11 protein-coding genes and 1 tRNA gene are annotated in these 17103 nt (G+C 73.8%); 2 read left to right on the top strand and 10 right to left on the bottom strand.

All coding sequences use genetic code 11. The features are described from left to right. Positions 1-4 precede the first annotated feature (4 nt). A complete protein-coding gene (locus ABTZ58_RS13595) occupies positions 5-1105 on the bottom strand; it encodes a DUF2786 domain-containing protein (RefSeq protein ID WP_351354811.1) in 1101 nt (366 codons plus the stop codon). Between the two features lie 82 nt (positions 1106-1187). On the opposite strand from ABTZ58_RS13595, the gene ABTZ58_RS13590 reads away from it, so the two are divergent. Together ABTZ58_RS13590 and ABTZ58_RS13585 are read left to right on the top strand one after the other, a co-directional pair. Next, complete coding sequence (locus ABTZ58_RS13590) at positions 1188-1931, top strand: Clp protease N-terminal domain-containing protein (RefSeq protein WP_351354808.1); 744 nt, start codon at positions 1188-1190, stop codon at positions 1929-1931. Positions 1932-1982: 51 nt separating this feature from the next. Continuing rightward, positions 1983-3662 (top strand): bifunctional 3'-5' exonuclease/DNA polymerase, encoded by a 1680-nt coding sequence (locus ABTZ58_RS13585; protein ID WP_351354805.1) that lies wholly within the window; start codon positions 1983-1985, stop codon positions 3660-3662. Between the two features lie 17 nt (positions 3663-3679). Here ABTZ58_RS13585 and ABTZ58_RS13580 read toward each other — a convergent pair whose 3' ends face one another. The 9 genes from ABTZ58_RS13580 to ABTZ58_RS13540 all read right to left on the bottom strand — a co-directional run bounded on the left by ABTZ58_RS13580 (position 3680) and on the right by ABTZ58_RS13540 (position 17076). Continuing rightward, positions 3680-4012 carry a hypothetical protein gene (locus ABTZ58_RS13580; protein WP_351354802.1) on the bottom strand — a complete coding sequence of 111 codons (333 nt, stop codon included), beginning with the start codon at positions 4010-4012 and terminating at the stop codon, positions 3680-3682. Between the two features lie 16 nt (positions 4013-4028). Beyond that, complete coding sequence (locus ABTZ58_RS13575) at positions 4029-4922, bottom strand: glycosyltransferase family 2 protein (protein WP_351354799.1); 894 nt, start codon at positions 4920-4922, stop codon at positions 4029-4031. 225 nt (positions 4923-5147) lie between these two features. Beyond that, positions 5148-5224 (bottom strand) — tRNA-Thr (locus ABTZ58_RS13570). A 108-nt stretch (positions 5225-5332) separates the two neighbouring features. Continuing rightward, positions 5333-6976: an alpha/beta hydrolase gene (locus ABTZ58_RS13565; RefSeq protein WP_351354796.1), complete on the bottom strand. Its 1644-nt coding sequence runs from the start codon at positions 6974-6976 to the stop codon at positions 5333-5335. A gap of 97 nt (positions 6977-7073) precedes the next feature. Continuing rightward, the gene (locus ABTZ58_RS13560) at positions 7074-8279 is read right to left on the bottom strand and encodes a DNA polymerase III subunit delta' (RefSeq protein ID WP_351354793.1); all 1206 of its coding nucleotides are present in this window, start codon (positions 8277-8279) and stop codon (positions 7074-7076) included. Positions 8280-8550: 271 nt separating this feature from the next. Next, positions 8551-11859 (bottom strand): dTMP kinase, encoded by a 3309-nt coding sequence (gene tmk / locus ABTZ58_RS13555; RefSeq protein ID WP_351354790.1) that lies wholly within the window; start codon positions 11857-11859, stop codon positions 8551-8553. 154 nt (positions 11860-12013) lie between these two features. Beyond that, entirely contained in the window at positions 12014-14854 is a 2841-nt protein-coding gene (topA, locus tag ABTZ58_RS13550) for a type I DNA topoisomerase (RefSeq protein ID WP_351354787.1), read from the bottom strand. 246 nt (positions 14855-15100) lie between these two features. Then, positions 15101-15298, bottom strand: a complete 198-nt coding sequence (locus ABTZ58_RS13545) for a hypothetical protein (RefSeq protein ID WP_351354784.1) — start codon at positions 15296-15298, stop codon at positions 15101-15103. A gap of 248 nt (positions 15299-15546) precedes the next feature. Further along, entirely contained in the window at positions 15547-17076 is a 1530-nt protein-coding gene (locus tag ABTZ58_RS13540; protein WP_351354781.1) for a DUF7059 domain-containing protein, read from the bottom strand. Positions 17077-17103: the final 27 nt, after the last annotated feature.

Raw genomic sequence — 17103 nt, 5'->3', positions numbered from 1 at the left:
CGGCTCAGCGCAGCGGCGGCCGGTGCCTCAGCCGGGCCCGGTCCGCCGCCTGCGCCCCCTCCGTCCAGCCCGCCGCGTCGTTCACCCCGCGCAGCCGGGTGGTGGTCGTCTCCGGGAACATCCGGTCCAGCCGGCCGGTGACGGCGACGTCCCGGGAGGCCAGGACCGGGAGCAGGTCGTCGGACAGCTGGGTCTCGGCGGCGGCTGCCAGGCGGGTGCCGACGCGGTGGGCGTAGGCCGCGAGGAACGACTGCCGGAACGTCCTGGTGCGCCTGCGGCCACCGGCACGCTGTGCGGCCTCCGCCTTCGTCATCGCCGTGGTGGCCTGCACCAGCAGGGAGGCGTAGAGCAGTTCGACCGCCTCCAGGTCGGTCTCGAAGCCGACGACGGTGGAGAAGCCGAGCGGCTCGTTCCACACCGCCCGGCAGTGGTTGGCCGTGGCGACGGCGTCCAGCAGCACCGCCTTGGCCTGCTCGTACGGCGGCTCGACGCCGATCCGGCAGGCGCCGGGTGTGTCGGGCGAGGGGGCCCGGGCCGCGAGGAGCGCCTCGTCGACGCTGTGCCGGGCCATCAGCTCCTGGGCCTTGGCGCTGAGCGCCTCCGCCTCCTCCGGGAAGCCGGTCGCCTCCGCCTTGGCGAGCAGGGCACGGATGCGGGTGAGCATGCGGGACTCGGTCCTCGCCTCCCCCGGTGCCTCGTCGAGGGGTTCCAGGGCGGGCAGGCGCAGCAGCAGGCGGTACAGCTCCAGCACGGCGGTGGCGTGTGAGAAGCGGTCGGTGCGGGGCGGGGTCCCGGCGGGCAGCTGCGCGAGCTGGGCGCTCCAGCGGCGGCCGCGGGGGACGTCGCCCGGGGCCTGGGCGCGGATCAGGGCGCAGACGAGCGCGACGTGCGTGCCGTCCAGTTCCCGCCGGACGGTCCGCACGACGTCGGCGGGCTGCCAGCCGCGCCGCCAGGCCGCCGCCACGAACTCCTGCCCGCGCCGGCCGAGTTCCGCGTCCGCGGCCGGATCGGAGGCGAGCAGGGACGCGCCGGTGTCGAGGGCGCTCTCACCGGTCGCGTAGAGGGCGGCTTCGAACGCGCGGTCGACGGTGCTGGACGTACTCACGAGCCGATGGTGCCACGCCTTCCACCGGGCAAGTGTCAACTCTCGGTTGACACCTCATGGGGTGCAACCTACGGTTGACAGTATGACGACGAACCCGCACATCACGTCATCCGTGCGTCTCGACGACCTGATCGCGGCGATCAAGAAGGTGCACCAGGAACCGCTGGAGCAGCTCCAGGACGCGGTGATCGCCGCCGATCACCTCGGTGAGGTGGCCGACCACCTCATCGGCCACTTCGTTGACCAGGCACGCCGGTCCGGCGCGTCCTGGACCGACATCGGCAGGAGCATGGGCGTCACCCGCCAGGCCGCGCAGAAGCGCTTCGTGCCGAAGGAGTCGGCAGACCTCGATCCCGGCCAGGGCTTCAACCGGTACACGCCCCGCGCCCGCAACACGGTCATGGCCGCGCACAACGAGGCCAAGGCCGCGCGCAACGCCGAGGGCGTGCCCGAGCACCTCGTCCTCGGACTGCTGGCCGAACCCGAGGGCCTCGCCGCGAAGGCCGTCATCGAGCAGGGCGTCTCCCTCGACGCGGTACGCGAGGCGGCGACGGCGGCCCTCCCGCCGGCCGTGGACGAGGCCCCCGAGCTGGTGCCGTACGGGCAGGCCGCCAAGAAGGTCCTGGAACTCACCTTCCGCGAGGCCCTGCGCCTCGGCCACAACTACATCGGCACCGAGCACATCCTGCTCGCCCTGCTGGAGCACGAGAACGGCGAGGGCGTCCTCAGCGGCCTCGGCATCGACAAGGAGCGCACCGAGCGGTACGCCGCCCGCACGCTGGAGAAGATCGTGCGGGCGGCGCGGGACACGCCCGACGAGTCCTGACGGCGCGTGCGGCGAGGGGGCGTTGTCAGACCCCCCTGGCACACTCGCGACATGGCCGACCGGTGGGCGCTCGCCCCGGCCGAGGACGGTGGCGTGGACGTCGCCCCCCTCGGCCCGGACGGGCTGCCCGTCGGTCCGGTGCGGCGGGAGGCGGACCCCGCCGAGGCCGTCCGGAGCCGTCCCGGCGTCACGCGGTGGGTGTGGCGCTCCACCGCCGAGGTCTACCCGCGCCTGCTCGCCACGGGGGTGCGAGTCGAGCGGTGCTACGACATCGAGGCCGCCGAGACGCTCCTCCTCGGCCACGAGGGGCGGTACGGAGAACCGCGCTCGGCCGCGGCCGCCCTGGCCCGGCTGCGCGGCGGCCCCGTACCACCCGATCCGCCGCTGCGCTCCGCGGAACCGGGCTCCCAGTCCTCCCTGTTCGAACCCCAGGGCGTCCGGCTGCCCCTGCCGGACCTCCTCGCGGTCTACGCCGAGCAGCAGCGGCGGCACGAGCGGACCGAGCACCCCGACCGCATGCGGCTGCTGACCGCCGCCGAGTCGGCGGGCATGCTGGTGGCCGCGGAGATGAACCGGGCCGGGCTGCCCTGGAGCGCCGAGGTGCACCGCGCGGTGCTGCACGACCTGCTCGGCGAGCGGTACGCGGGCGGCGGCGAGCCCCGCCGCCTGGCCGAGCTGGCCGACGAGGTGTCGGCCGCGTTCGGCCGCCGGGTCCGCCCCGATCTGCCGGCCGACGTGATCAGGGCCTTCGGCCAGGCCGGCATCAAGATCTCCTCGACCCGCCGCTGGGAGATCGAGTCCGTCGACCACCCGGCCGTGAAACCACTGGTCGAGTACAAGAAGCTGTACCGCATCTGGGTCGCTCACGGCTGGTCGTGGCTCCAGGACTGGGTGCGCGACGGCCGGTTCAGACCCGAGTTCCTCGCGGGCGGGACGGTGACCGGACGCTGGGTGACCAACGGCGGGGGCGGGCTGCAGATCCCCAAGGTGATCCGGCGGGCCGTTGTCGCCGACCCCGGCTGGCGGCTCGTCGTCGCCGACGCCGACCAGATGGAGCCGCGCGTCCTCGCCGCGATCTCCCGCGACCCGGGACTGATGGAGGTGGCCGGCCGGGAGAGCGACCTGTACCAGTCGGTCTCCGACCGCGCCTTCTCCGGCGACCGCGACCAGGCCAAGCTCGCCGTGCTCGGCGCGGTGTACGGGCAGACCTCCGGCGACGGCCTGAAAAACCTCGCCGCGCTGCGCCGCCGCTTCCCCAGGGCGGTCGCGTACGTCGACGAGGCGGCGCGGGCCGGGGAGGAGGGCCGGCTGGTGCGGACCTGGCTGGGCCGCACGTGTCCGCCGGCGGCCCGGGCGGCCGACGAGGGCGCGGAGGAGGCGGGCATCCCGCTCTCCGAGGACGACCCGCGGCAGTGGGTGCCCGGCTACGCGTCCACCAACGCCCGGGCCCGCGGCCGCTTCGCCCGCAACTTCGTCGTCCAGGGCAGCGCGGCCGACTGGGCCCTGCTGCTGCTCGCCGCGCTGCGCAGAACCTGCGCGGACCTCGCAGCCGAACTGGTCTTCTTCCAGCACGACGAGGTGATCGTGCACTGCCCCGAGGAGGAGGCGGAGACGGTCGTGGCGGCGATCCGTGAGGCGGCGGACCTGGCCGGGTCGCTCACCTTCGGACGGACGCCGGTGCGGTTCCCGTTCACGACGGCGGTGGTCCGGTGCTACGCCGACGCCAAGTGACCGCCCACGCCGGATGATCAATGCCCGGGGCGGCTCGCGGCCCGTTCGAGCAGCTCCGCCTCGGTGATCCGCCCGCGGCCACGCGCCTGGGGGAGCAGCAGCCGGGCGAGGGCGGAGACGAGGACCGCCCGGTCACCGCGCGGGTCGCCCGCGTGCCGTCGCACCAGTGCGGCGATGTTCGTCAGCTCCAGGTCCGCCCAGGCGGAGGCGTCCTCAGGGGTGGCGAAGGGGGCGGCGGAAGTGGCGAAGGGTCGGCGGGGCCGGTGCGCGTCTGGACGCGCGACTCGGGGGAGTGCCGCGGCCGGGTCCGGGTCCGGGTCGGCGGAGGTGAACGGCCGGGGCCCCCTCACCTTCCGCGGAGACGGCTCAGACGACCGGCGGCCGCCCCAGCCGTGTCAGCCGCCACACCGTACGCCAGCGCATCGGCCGCCGCTCCCCCGCCGGCTCCCGTACGCCTTCCACGAATCCGCCGAACCACGCCCGCAGCCCCGCACGCGACCGGATCCGGGCGAGGGTGAGCAGCACCCAGACGCCCAGGTGCACCGGGATGAGCACGAGCGGCAGCCGGCGGCGGACCAGCCAGACCCGGTTGCGGGCGTTGACGCGGTAGTAGATCGCGTGCCGGGCGGGAGAGGTCCGCGGGTGCCGCAGCACCAGTTCGGGCGCGTACAGGATCCGCCAGCCCGCGTCGGCCGCGCGCCAGGCGAGGTCGGTCTCCTCGTGCGCGAAGAAGAACTCGGCGGGCCAGTCGCCGATGTCGTCGAGCATCGCCGTCCGCAGCGCGTGCCCGCCGCCGAGGAACCCGGTGACGTGGCCGCCCCGCAGCGGGTCCGCGTTGCCGATCCGGGGCACGTGCCGCTGCTGCGTCTCGCCCCGCTCGTCGGCGATGCGGAAGCCGACGATGCCGAGCCGGTCGTCGGCGGCGTACAGGTCCCGCACCCGGCGCAGCACATCGGCGTCGACGAGCAGGCCGTCGTCGTCCAGGTCGACCACGACGTCGATGTCGCCGAACTCCCGCAGCCGGGTGAGCGCGGCGTTGCGCCCGCCGGGGCAGCCCAGGTTCTCGTCGAGTTCGACCGTGGTGACCTCACCGGGCAGCGACAGCCGCCGGGCGAACTCCGGCAGCGGGCAGCCGTTGCCCACGATCACGATCCGCTCGGGCGGCGCGTCCTGCTTGGCCACGGACTCCAGCAGGGCGTCCACCTCCGCGGGCCGGTTGCCCATGGTCACCACGGCGACGGCGATCCTGGGTGGCCCCATGTCCTCACCTCGTCCCGGGTCGGCAACTGACGATCGACGGGCGATGCTAGCCGTTCACGGCGAGGGCCCCTCCGTACGGCTGCCGGACGGCGATTCGGAACTGGCCGGCTCCGCGAGCCGGAACTCGGACTCACGGCGAAGCGGCAGCGACGACTAGCCGAAACCCCGGCCCCATCACCGAACGACGAAACCCCAGGACGGAGTCCATCCGACCTGGGGTTTCAGTGGAGCCGCCTTCGGGATTCGAACCCGAGACCTACGCATTACGAGTGCGTTGCTCTGGCCATCTGAGCTAAGGCGGCGCGCTGTCCGCACTATGGTGCGATCAGCAACGACGGTAAGTCTACACAGTTTCCGGGGGTGCTCCGCACCAGCCCCGGAGGCGGTCCCTCCGGGTCCGGGCACACCCGCTACGAGCAGCGCTTTCCGTCCTTCGGCGGGGTGCCGCGGAGCAGGTAGGCGTTGATCGTGCGGTCGATGCAGGAGCTGCCGCGGCCGTACGCCGTGTGACCGTCGCCGTCGTAGGTGAGGAGGCGGGCCGAGGAGAGCTGGCCGGCCAGGGCCTGGGCCCAGCGGTAGGGGGTGGCCGGATCGCGGGTGGTGCCGACCACGACGATCGGCGCCGCGCCCTTCGCCTCGATGCGGTGCGGCTCGCCGGTGGCGCCGACGGGCCAGTACGCGCAGTTCAGCGCGGCCCAGGCCAGGCCTTCACCGAAGACCGGAGACGCCTTCTCGAACTCGGGAAGCGTCGCCCGCACCTCGTCGGGGGTGGCGAAGGAGGGCGGCAGGTCCAGGCAGTTCACGGCCGCGTTGGCGAACATCAGGTTGCTGTAGCGGCCGTCGGCGTCCCGCTCGTAGTAGCCGTCGGACAGGACCAGGAGCCCGGAGCCGTCGTTCTCCTTCATCGCGGACGTCAGCGCCTCGCGCAACTGCTCCCAGGAGCCTTCGTCGTACATGGCCGCGATCACGCCGGTCGTGGCGAGCGACTCGGTGAGCCGGCGGCCGTCGGCGTCACCGGTGGGCACCGGCCGGGCGTCCAGCTTCTCGAAGAACGCCTTGAGGTTCTCCCCGACCTGCTCGGGCGAGGCGCCCTCGGCGCCCAGCGGGCAGCCGGCCTGCCGTACGCAGTCCCGCGCGAACGCACGGAACGCCGTCTCGAAGCCCGCCGTCTGTTCGAGGTTCAGCCGCCGCGCGGGCAGCGACGGGTCCATCGCGCCGTCCAGCACCAGCCGGCCCGTCCGCTCCGGGAACAACCCGGCGTACGTCGCGCCGAGGAACGTGCCGTAGGAGGCTCCGACGAAGTTCAGCTTCTCGTCGCCGAGCACCGCCCGCACGATGTCCATGTCCCGGGCCGTCTCCGCCGTGGACACGTGCCGCAGCAGCCGGGGCGCGTCCGAGCCGCAGCCCTCGGCGAACGTCCGGTACGCCTCGACCAGCCCGTCGGTCTCCCGGGCGTCGTCGGGCGTGGTGTCCGTCCGTGTGTACGTGTCCATGGCCGGCCCGTCCAGGCACTCGACCGGCTCGCTGCGGGCCACGCCGCGCGGGTCGACCGCGACCATGTCGTAGCGGGCGCGGACCTCCGCCGGGTAGCCGATGCCGGCGTACGCCTGCACGTAGCCGATCGCCGAGCCGCCCGGCCCGCCCGGGTTCACCAGGAGCGAGCCCAGCCGCTCACCCGGTCCCGTGGCCTTCTTGCGGGTGACGGCGAGCCGGACGTCACCGGCGGAGGGCTTCGCGTAGTCGAGCGGCGCCTTGATCGTGGCGCACTGGAAACCGGGCACGCCGCAGCCGCGCCAGGCCGGCTTCTGCGCGTAGTACGGCGACAGCGCCGCGGGCGTGGACCGCGGCAGCGCCACCAGGGCCGCCTCCTGTTCCGCCGAGGCGGTGGACGTCGTCGAGCTCCCGGAGGAGCAGGCGGAGACGAGCAGCGCGGCCGTGGCGAGGAGGCCGGCCGCCGTCCTGGCTCCGCCGCGGACCCTGCGGTGGGCGCCGCGGGAGCGGGGCGTGGCGGGGCCGGGCGACGAGACGGTGCGTGGGGTGCGCCTTGTGTCCATCCAGCGAGCGTAACTCTGCGCGACGGAATGAGTGCTGTGCGTGCGTGTCGTGCCCCGTACGAGTTACGGCGTCAAGCCGGCACGCTCGCCCGTCCGCTCAGCCCTCTCTGAGTGCCATCGTCATCGCCTCCACCGCCAGCAGCGGCGCCACGTTGCGGTCGAGGGCGTCGCGGCAGGCGGAGATCGCCTCGATGCGGCGGAGCGTGGCCTCCGGGGTGCTGCCGCGCGCGAGCCGCTCCAGAGCCTCCTCCGCGTCCGCGTTGGCGATGGCCACGCGCGAGCCGAGCTGGAGGGCGAGGACGTCGCGGTAGAAGGCGGTCAGGTCGGTCAGGGCGATGTCGAGGCTGTCGCGCTGCGTGCGCGTCCTGCGGCGCTTCTGCTTGTCCTCCAGGTCCTTCATCACGCCCGCCGTGCCGCGCGGCATGCGGCCGCCCTGGGCCGCGCCGAGGGCGGCCTTCAGCTCCTCGGTCTCCTTGCCGTCCACCTCCTCCGCCAGCTGCTTGGCGTCCTCGGCGGCCGCGTCCACGAGCTCCTGTGCGGCCCTGAGCGCGCCGCCGATCTCGTCCACGCGCAGCGGCAGCCGCAGCACGGCGGCCCGGCGTTCGCGCGCGGCCGGGTCGGTGGCGAGGCGGCGAGCGCGGTCGACGTGGCCCTGCGTCGCGCGGGCCGCCGCGGCGGCGACGGCCGGCTCGATGCCCTCGCGGCGCACCAGCATGTCGGCGACGGCGTCGACCGACGGCGTGCTCAGGTTCAGATGGCGGCAGCGGGAGCGGATGGTCGGCAGGACGTCCTCGATGGAAGGGGCGCACAGCAGCCAGACCGTCCGCGGGGCGGGCTCCTCCACGGCCTTGAGGACGGCGTTGGCCGACTTCTCGTTCAGCCGCTCGGCGTCCTCGACGAGGATGATCTGCCAGCGGCCGTTCGCCGGGGAGGTGAACGACTTGCGGACCGTGTCGCGCATGTCGTCGGCGAGGATCTGCGTGCCGACGGCGGCGACCGTGCTGACGTCGGCGTGCGTGCCCACCAGGGCCGTGTGACAGCCGTCGCAGAAGCCGCAGCCCGGGGCTCCGCCGAGGGCGCGGTCGGGGCTGACGCACTGCAGGGCCGCCGCGAACGCCCGCGCCGCCTGAGTGCGCCCGGCCCCGGGCGGGCCCGTGAACAGCCACGCGTGCGTCATCTTCGACGCCTCGGGCGGCGGGGCGTCGGTGGCGGCCGCGGTGACCAGGGCGTCGGCGTCCCGGGCGGCAGCGGCCAGCTGCTCGCTCACCCTCTCCTGCCCGACGAGGTCATCCCACACGGTCATGGGTCACGCCGCCCTTCCGTCACGTCTGCGTTGCGGAATCCATTGTGGGGGTGACCACTGACAGCGCCTGACGCCCAGGGCCGCGGGGTGGCCGGTGCCGGGTGTGGAACCGTCGGGGCTGTCCGCCGGTGGGGGTGCAGACCTGTCCGGACCCGTCCGTCCCCTGAGGGCCAGGGCCGTCGGCCCACCGGGAACGGGGCAGACCCGCCCGGACAGGTCTGCACCCCACAGGCCGGCCCCGGCTCCCGAGTCGGCCGGACCGCCGCAGGCCTCAGCGGCCCCGGCCGCCCCTCCCCCGGCGTCCCCGGCCCTCGCCCGGCTCGTCGTCGTGCGGTCCGAGCAGTTCGTCGGCCAGCGACGGCAGGTCGTCCAGCGGTGTCTCCTCGGCCCAGTCGGACCGGCGGCGCGGCGTCCCCTCGGCGTCGACCTGGGGCATCTCCCGCGTACGGTCCTCCCTCCCGTCGGGCCGGGCGGCCGGGGCCTCGTCCCGGGCGGCCGGGGCGTCGTCCCGGAAGTAGCCGGGCGGCACCCGGTCCGCCGGTCCGTGCCCGCGCACGGGCGGCAGCACGGCCGTCTCCTCGGCGTCCCCCGGCCGGACGGGCGGCAGCACGGCCGTCTCGTCCGACGCCCCGGAGGGCGCCTGGGAGGGTGTACGGGAGGGCGTCCGGGGCTCGCGGATCTCGTCCTCCGGCCGAGCAGGCACCGGCGGCAGCACCTCCGTCTCCTCCCCGGACCCGGCCCCCGGCGGAACCGGCGGCATCGGCAGCTCCGCCGTCACCTCGGCGTCGGACTCGCCGGAGGTCCGGCCCCGCTCCTCGTCCCGCACCGGGCGCAGCACGGTCGTGTCGTCCGCCGAACCGCCCGGTGTCACCACGGGCGTCGGCACGGTCGCCGCGTCCTGTCCCGCCGCCGGACCGGAGGGGCTTACCGGCGCGGGGCTCTTGGCCGTGGAGATCTTCGGCCCCGCCTCGGCCGCGGCGGCCGCCGCCTCCGCGAGCCGGCGCGCCTCCTCTGCCCGCAGCAGGGCCTCCTCGGCCTTGCGCTGCTTCTCCAGGCGGAGCGCCTCGGCTTCGGCACGCAGCCGGGCCTCCTCCTCGGCCTGCCTGCGGCGCCGCTCTTCCTCGGCCTTGCGACGGGCCTCCTCCTCGGCGCGGGCCTTCTCCTCCGCGAGGAGCCGAGCCCGCTCCTCCTCGGCCTTCCTGCGCGCTTCCTCGGCCCGGCGCCGGGCCTCCTCCGCCTGCCGTTCGGCCTCGCGCCGCTGCGCCTCCTCCAGCTCGCGGCGCTTGCGCTCCTCCTCCTCGGCGCGCAGCTTGGCCAGCTGCTCCTGGCGCTCGCGCTCCAGGCGCTCCTCCTCGGCCTTGCGGGCAGCCTCCTCCTCGGCCTTGCGGCGGGCCTCCTCCTCGGCCTTCCTGCGCGCCTCCTCGCGGGCCTGGATCTCGGCCTCGGACAGCGGCAGCACCTGGTCGAGCCGGTGCCGGATGACGGTCGTGACGGCCTCGGGCTCCTGCCCGGCGTCCACCACCAGGTACCGCCCGGCGTCGGCAGCGGCCAGGGTGAGGAAACCGGCCCGTACGCGCGCGTGGAACTCCGCGGGCTCCGACTCCAGCCGGTCGGGCGCCTCGGTGAACCGCTCGCGCGCGGTCTCCGGCGCGACGTCCAGCAGCACGGTCAGGTGCGGCACCAGTCCGTTCGTCGCCCAGCGGTTGATCCGGGCGATCTCGGTCGGCGACAGGTCACGGCCCGCTCCCTGGTAGGCCACGGAGGAGTCGATGTACCGGTCGGAGATGACGACCGCGCCACGCTCCAGGGCGGGCCGTACGACGGTGTCGATGTGCTCGGCCCGGTCGGCCGCGTACAGCAGCGCCTCCGCGCGGTGCGACAGGCCGGCGCTGGACACGTCCAGCAGGATCGACCGCAGCCGCTTGCCCACCGGCGTCGCCCCCGGCTCGCGCGTCAGCACGACCTCGTGGCCCTTGGCGCGGATCCACTCGGCGAGCGCCTCGGCCTGGGTGGACTTGCCGGCGCCGTCGCCGCCCTCCAGGGCGATGAAGAAGCCGGTCGCGGCGGGCGCCTGCTCCGGGTCGTCACCGCCGAGCAGCGCGTCCTTCAGGTCCTGCCGCAGCGGCACCCCGGAACGGTCGTCGACCTTGGCGAGCACCAGCACCGCGACCGGCAGGAGCAGCGCGCCGGCCAGCATCAGGGTGAAGGCCGCGCCGCCGTGCGCGAAGACGAACTTGCCGCTCTCCAGCCGGTGCGGTCCGATGCCCGCCGCCACCAGCGGGGCGATCACCGCGGCGAGCGCCACGCAGACGCGGACGACCGCGTGCAGGTGCTCCGTCGTGCGGGGGCGCCGGTACTCCTCGGTCTCCTGGTCGAGCAGGGTGTGCCCGATGTTGGCGGCCATGCCCGCCCCGACGCCGGACAGGGCGAGGATCAGCAGCACCGTCGTGACGTCCGGGACGAGTCCGGCGGCCAGCAGCGCGACACCGGTGAAGGCGATCGCCAGCGCGAGCATCCGGCGGCGCGACAGGGCGGGGAGCAGGGCGGGGGCCGTGCGGATGCCGATCACGACACCGCCGGTCAGCGCACCCGCGAACAGCCCGAACAGCACCGGGCCGCCGCCGAGGTCCTTGGCGTGCAGCACGGCCACGGCGACGGCGGCGGACACCGCGGCGGCGACGGCCGCGCAGGCCGGCACCAGCAGCGGCGTCGCGCCCGTGCGGCCCTTGTCGGGACCGGTGCCGGTCCTCGGGCGGCGCAGGCCTTCGAGCGGCGACCGGGCGCGCGGGGTGCGCGTGCCGGGCAGTTCCAGGAAGGTCAGCACGGACAGGGACGCGGCGAACAGGCCGGCCGCGACATAGGAGGCGAGAGCCGCCTGGTGCTGGGCGAACCAGTCGATGCCGGCGCCCAGCAGGTTGTTGAAGAGGGCCGCGGCGACGAGCACGACGGCCGCGAGCGGGATCGCCACGAACCCGGTGCGCAGCGAGAGCCGGCGCAGGGCGTCCATGTGGTCGGGCAGCGGCCGGACCGTCGCCCCCTCGGGGGGCGGCGCGGGCAGCAGCGCGGGGGCCGCGCTCTCCCGGCACACCGTCCAGAACCGCTCGGCCACCCCCGTCACGAAGGCCGTGACGAGGAGGACGGCCAGCGCGTCCTCGGGCGTCCAGTCGATCCACAGCGGCGCGACGATCAGCAGCGCGGCGCGCAGCCCGTCCGCGCCGACCATGGTCCAGCGGCGGTCGAGCGGGCCGTCCTGGGAGGTGAGCGCGGTGAGCGGGCCGAGGAGCACGGCGCCGAACAGCAGCGTCGCGAGGATGCGCACCCCGAAAACGGTCGCCACTGCGAACGCCACGCCCCGGTAGCCGCCCCCGAAGGAGCCCTCGGCGACAGCCGCCTGGAGAGCGAGGAGGACCAGCACGAGAAGGGCGAGGGTGTCCCCCACGCCGCCCACGAGCTGCGCGCTCCACAACCGCTTCAGCTGCGGGCGGCGCAGCAGGGCGCGGACGGCGCGCTCGCGGGAGTCCGCGACCAGGGCGTCGTCGGGGGCCGGCCGAGGGGCCGTTGGATGCTCGGCTCGCGTCATGCGTTCAGCCTATCGGGAGCCACCGACACCCTGGGATGCCCGGTCTGGCATGCGCACGCCCCGACACCGAAGTGTTGCCGGGGCGTTCGCTTTCCGAACCCTGGGCGAAGATCCGGACCGCGGCCGCGGGGGCCGGTCCGGGACGCGAACGGCCTCAGTCCTCCGCCGACTTCGCGGCGGTCGCCGTCTTGGCGGCCGTCTTCTTCGCGGCAGCGGCGGTGGTCTTCTTCGCCGTCGCCTTCTTCGCGGTCGTCGTCTTCTTCGCCGCGGTCTTCTTGGCCGTCGTCGTCTTCTTCGCCGGGGCCCTCTTCGCGGGGGCCTTCTTGGCGGTCTTCTTCGCCGGCGCCTTGGCACGCTTCTCGGCGAGCAGCTCGAAGCCGCGCTCCGGGGTGATCGTCTCGACGCTGTCGCCGGAGCGCAGGGTCGCGTTGGTCTCCCCGTCGGTGACGTACGGGCCGAAGCGGCCGTCCTTGACGACGACCGGCTTCTCGCTGACCGGGTCGGTGCCGAGCTCCTTCAGCGGCGGCTTGGCCGCGGCCCGGCCACGCTGCTTGGGCTGGGCGTAGATCGCCAGCGCCTCCTCCAGCGTGATCGTGAACAGCTGGTCCTCGGACTGGAGCGACCGCGAGTCCGTCCCCTTCTTCAGGTACGGGCCGTAGCGGCCGTTCTGCGCGGTGATCTCCTGGCCCTCGGCGTCCGTGCCGACGACGCGCGGCAGCGACATCAGCTTCAGGGCGTCGTCGAGGGTGACGGTGTCCAGCGACATCGACTTGAACAGGGACGCCGTGCGCGGCTTGACCGCGTTCTTGCCCGTCTTCGGGGTGCCCTCGGGGAGGATCTCCGTCACGTAGGGGCCGTAGCGGCCGTCCTTGGCGACGATGGTGTGGCCGGTGGCCGGGTCGGTGCCCAGCTCGAAGTCGCCGCTGGGCTTGGCCAGCAGTTCCTCGGCCAGCTCCACGGTCAGCTCGTCCGGCGCGAGGTCGTCCGGGATGTCGGCGCGCTGGTGCTGCTCGGTGTCCTTCTCGCCACGCTCGATGTAGGGGCCGTAGCGTCCGACGCGCAGCACGATGTCGTTGCCCACGGGGAACGAGGACACCTCGCGGGCGTCGATCGCGCCCAGGTCGGTGACCAGTTCCTTGAGGCCGCCGAGGTGGTCCCCGTCGCCGTTGCCCGCGTCGGCGGCGGCGCCGGCGACCGTGCCCTCGCCGAAGTAGAACCGCTTCAGCCACGGCACGGACTGGGCCTCGCCGCGGGCGATGCGGTCGAGGTCGTCCTCCATCCTGGCGGTGAAGTCGTAGTCGACGAGCCGCCCGAAGTGCTTCTCCAGGAGGTTGACCACGGCGAAGGACAGGAAGGAGGGCACCAGGGCCGTGCCCTTCTTGAACACGTAGCCGCGGTCGAGGATCGTGCCGATGATCGACGCGTACGTCGACGGACGGCCGATCTCGCGCTCTTCGAGCTCCTTGACCAGGGAGGCCTCGGTGTAGCGGGCCGGGGGCTTGGTGGCGTGCCCGTCGACCGTGATCTCCTCGGCGCTCAGGGGGTCGCCCTCGGAGACCTGGGGCAGCCGGCGCTCGCGGTCGTCCAGCTCGGCGTTCGGGTCGTCGGCGCCCTCCACGTAGGCCTTCAGGAAGCCGTGGAAGGTGATCGTCTTGCCGGACGCGCTGAACTCGACGTCACGGCCGTCGGAGGCGGTGCCGCCGATCTTCACCGTGACGCTGTTGCCGGTCGCGTCCTTCATCTGGGAGGCGACGGTCCGCTTCCAGATCAGCTCGTAGAGCTTGAACTGGTCACCGGTCAGGCCGGTCTCGGCGGGAGTGCGGAAACGATCGCCCGAGGGGCGGATCGCCTCGTGGGCCTCCTGCGCGTTCTTGACCTTCCCGGCGTACGTCCTCGGCTGCGGCGGCAGGTAGTCGGCGCCGTACAGCTGCGTGACCTGGGCGCGGGCGGCGGCGACCGCCGTGTCGCTCAGCGTCGTGGAGTCCGTACGCATGTACGTGATGTAGCCGTTCTCGTACAGCTTCTGCGCGACCTGCATCGTGGCCTTCGCGCCGAAGCCGAGCTTACGGCTGGCCTCCTGCTGCAGCGTCGTCGTACGGAACGGGGCGTACGGCGAGCGGCGGTACGGCTTGGACTCGACCGAGCGGACGGCGAACCGCGTCTGCTCCAGGGCGGCGGCCAGGGAGCGGGCGTTCGCCTCGTCGAGGTGGAGGGTGTTCGCGCTCTTCAGTTGTCCCAGGGAGTCGAAGTCGCGGCCCTGCGCGACCCGCCTGCCGTCGACGGTCTGCAGGCGCGCGACCAGCGACGACGGGTCCGACGGATCTCCGGCGCGGCCGGTCGCGAAGGTGCCCGTCAGGTCCCAGTACTCAGCCGAACGAAAGGCGATGCGCTCGCGTTCCCGCTCCACCACGAGCCGGGTGGCGACGGACTGGACGCGGCCCGCGGACAGCCGCGGCATGACCTTCTTCCACAGGACCGGCGAGACCTCGTAGCCGTACAGGCGGTCGAGGATGCGGCGGGTCTCCTGGGCGTCGACCAGCTTCTGGTTGAGCTGGCGCGGGTTGGCCACGGCGGCCTGGATCGCGGCCTTGGTGATCTCGTGGAAGACCATCCGCTTGACCGGGACCTTCGGCTTCAGCACCTCCTGGAGGTGCCAGGCGATGGCCTCGCCCTCGCGGTCCTCATCGGTGGCGAGGAAGAGCTCGTCCGATTCCTTCAGCAGGTCCTTGAGCTTCTTGACCTGCGCCTTCTTGTCGGCGTTGACCACATAGATCGGCTGGAAGTCGTGTTCGACGTCCACACCGAGGCGGCGGACCTCGCCGGTGTACTTCTCGGGCACCTCGGCGGCGCCGTTGGGAAGGTCGCGGATGTGCCCGACGCTCGCCTCGACGGTGTATCCGGGCCCGAGATAGCCCTTGATCGTCTTCGCCTTGGCAGGCGACTCGACGATGACGAGTCGGCGGCCGCCCTTCGCGGTCTCGCTGGTCGGGGACAACTTCGCTCTTCTCTCCGGTCGACGCTGGGGCCTCCCCGGAGTCGCTCACCGGGGCTGGGTACGTGCTGACGCTGCGGAGTGTGACGGTACATCCCGCCCCCGTGTCAAACGGGAAAAGCCCGCAACGGCCACTCGAACGGTAACCCGACTACCACCATTCCTGCCGCCCCGAGCGCCCGGACCCGGCCCGGAGCTGTGCGGAGCACTATCCCCCGGTCACCCGTCGGCGCCTCGCCGGAGCGGGCCTCACAAGCGCGTGAAGCACCATGCTCCGAGTGTCAGGGCGAGCACCGCGACGACGCTCGCGACGGTCGCCGACGCGAGCGGGCTCACCCCCTCGGCGACAGGCAGCTGCCGGCGCACGCGCGTCACGGTCCACGCCAGCAGCCCCCCTCCGAACAGGGAGAACACCGTTCCCGCGAAGATCGCCGGTTCGCTCTCCATGGCTCGCCGCGCCCCTTTTCCCCTGTCCGAACGGTCCCAGCCACGGGAGGCTGACACGCGCGGGCGGCGCAGCGGCGAACCCGAGGTGAACGCGGGGACGACACGGCCGCGGATCGGGGGCGTCCGGCTCTTCACGACCTGTTCCGGGCGAGGTGTCCAAATCGACTCGAAATTATTGGCGGCCTTCGCGACCGAGGGGGCGGCGGACCGGTTCCACCGGTTCTTCCAGGAAACGGATCCCCCCCCGCTCAGCGCACCGGCACCAGGAATCCCTGCTCCACCAGCAGCCGGATCTGCGCCGGGGTGCGGTCGCGCAGCAGGACCGGGTCCTCGCCGATCAGCTGGGCGATGGCGTCGAGGATGCGCCCCGCGCTCATCGTGCCGTCGCACACGCCCGCGAAACCCGCGCCGACCGTGTCGACCCGGGTCGCCCGGCGCATGCCGCGGTTCTGGCGCAGCACGACGTGCTCGGGGTCCTCGGCCCCAGGCAGCCCGACCTGCTCCTGCACGACCTCGGCGGCCAGCCGGAAGTGCCCCTCCAGCAGCGCGGCGTCGTCGTGCTCGCGCAGGTGGTCGAGCCGGTCGAAGTGGTCGCGGATGGTGTCCCCGAGCGGCTGCTCGACCGGATGCGGCCATTCCTCCACCGTGACGGACGGCACGGCGGCGCCCGTCCTGCGCAGGGTGATCCAGCCGAAGCCGACGGCCTTCACCTTGCGCGCCTCGAACTCGTCGAGCCACGCGTCGTACCGCGCCTGGTACTCCGCCACGTCCTCGCGGTGATCGCCCGCGTCCCGCAGCCACAGCTCGGCGTATTGATTGACGTCCTGCACCTCGCGCTGCACGATCCACGCGTCACAGCCCCGGGGCACCCATGACCTGAGCCTGTCCTGCCAGTCCTCCCCTTCCACGTGCTGCCAGTTGGCGAGGAACTGCGCGAACCCGCCCTCGTTCAGCCGCTCCCCCGCCTCCTGAACGAGCGTGCGGCACAGATCGTCCCCGCCCATCCCGCCGTCGCGGTAGGTGAGCCGGGCACCGGGCGAGATCACGAACGGCGGGTTGGAGACGATCAGGTCGTACGTCTCGTCGGCGCGGACCGGCTCGAAGAGGGAGCCCTCGCGCAGATCGGCGGCAGGTACGCCGGACAGCGCCAGCGTCAGGGCGGTGATGTGCAGCGCGCGCGGGTTGAGGTCGGTCGCGGTCACGCGCGTGGCGTGCCGGGCGGCGTGCAGGGCCTGGATGCCGGAGCCGGTGCCGAGGTCGAGCGCGGCGGCGACGGGCGTGCGGACGGTGATGCCGGCGAGGGTCGTGGAGGCACCGCCGACTCCCAGGACGACGCCCTCGTCACGACGGCCGATCCCGCCGGCCCCGCCGACCGCGCAGCCCAGGTCCGACACGATGAACCAGTCCTCGCCGCCGGGCCCGCCGTAGGGCCGGACGTCCACCGTGGCGGAGAGCTGATCCCCGGCGGAGCGGGCGAGCCAGCCGCTCTCCAGGCACGCCTCGACGGGCAGGACGTCCGACACGCGCGCGTGCGGCACGGGCTGCTGCAGCAGGAACAGCCGCACGAGCAGCTCCAGCGGCGTGTCCCCGCGGGTGGCCCGGAGCGCGGGCACGGTCTCGCTCCGGGCCAGCGCCGCGTACGCGGGGGCGCCGAGCAGTTCGAGCAGTCCGTCGGCGGTGAAGGAGGCCCCGAGCAGGGCGTCCCGGAGCCGGGCGGCGACGTCGGGGCGGTCGGAGGCGGGCAGCGGGGGCAGGGGTGACTGGCTGGCGTTACTCACGCCCCCATTGTGGCGGCCGGGGGCGCT

This window comes from Streptomyces sp. NPDC094143 (assembly GCF_040303825.1).
Taxonomy (GTDB): domain Bacteria; phylum Actinomycetota; class Actinomycetes; order Streptomycetales; family Streptomycetaceae; genus Streptomyces.
Note: the sequence above shows the minus strand (reverse complement) of the source record. Positions and strands in the feature narration are given on the sequence as shown.

Bases quoted from the DNA above. Each gene is read 5' to 3' on its own strand.
- ABTZ58_RS13565 (WP_351354796.1), bottom strand. From the start codon at position 6,976: ATGGACACAAGGCGCACCCCACGCACCGTCTCGTCGCCCGGCCCCGCC.
- tmk (WP_351354790.1), bottom strand. From the start codon at position 11,859: ATGACGCGAGCCGAGCATCCAACGGCCCCTCGGCCGGCCCCCGACGAC.
- ABTZ58_RS13545 (WP_351354784.1), bottom strand. From the start codon at position 15,298: ATGGAGAGCGAACCGGCGATCTTCGCGGGAACGGTGTTCTCCCTGTTC.
- ABTZ58_RS13590 (WP_351354808.1), top strand. From the start codon at position 1,188: ATGACGACGAACCCGCACATCACGTCATCCGTGCGTCTCGACGACCTG.
- ABTZ58_RS13585 (WP_351354805.1), top strand. From the start codon at position 1,983: ATGGCCGACCGGTGGGCGCTCGCCCCGGCCGAGGACGGTGGCGTGGAC.
- ABTZ58_RS13575 (WP_351354799.1), bottom strand. From the start codon at position 4,922: ATGGGGCCACCCAGGATCGCCGTCGCCGTGGTGACCATGGGCAACCGG.
- ABTZ58_RS13560 (WP_351354793.1), bottom strand. From the start codon at position 8,279: ATGACCGTGTGGGATGACCTCGTCGGGCAGGAGAGGGTGAGCGAGCAG.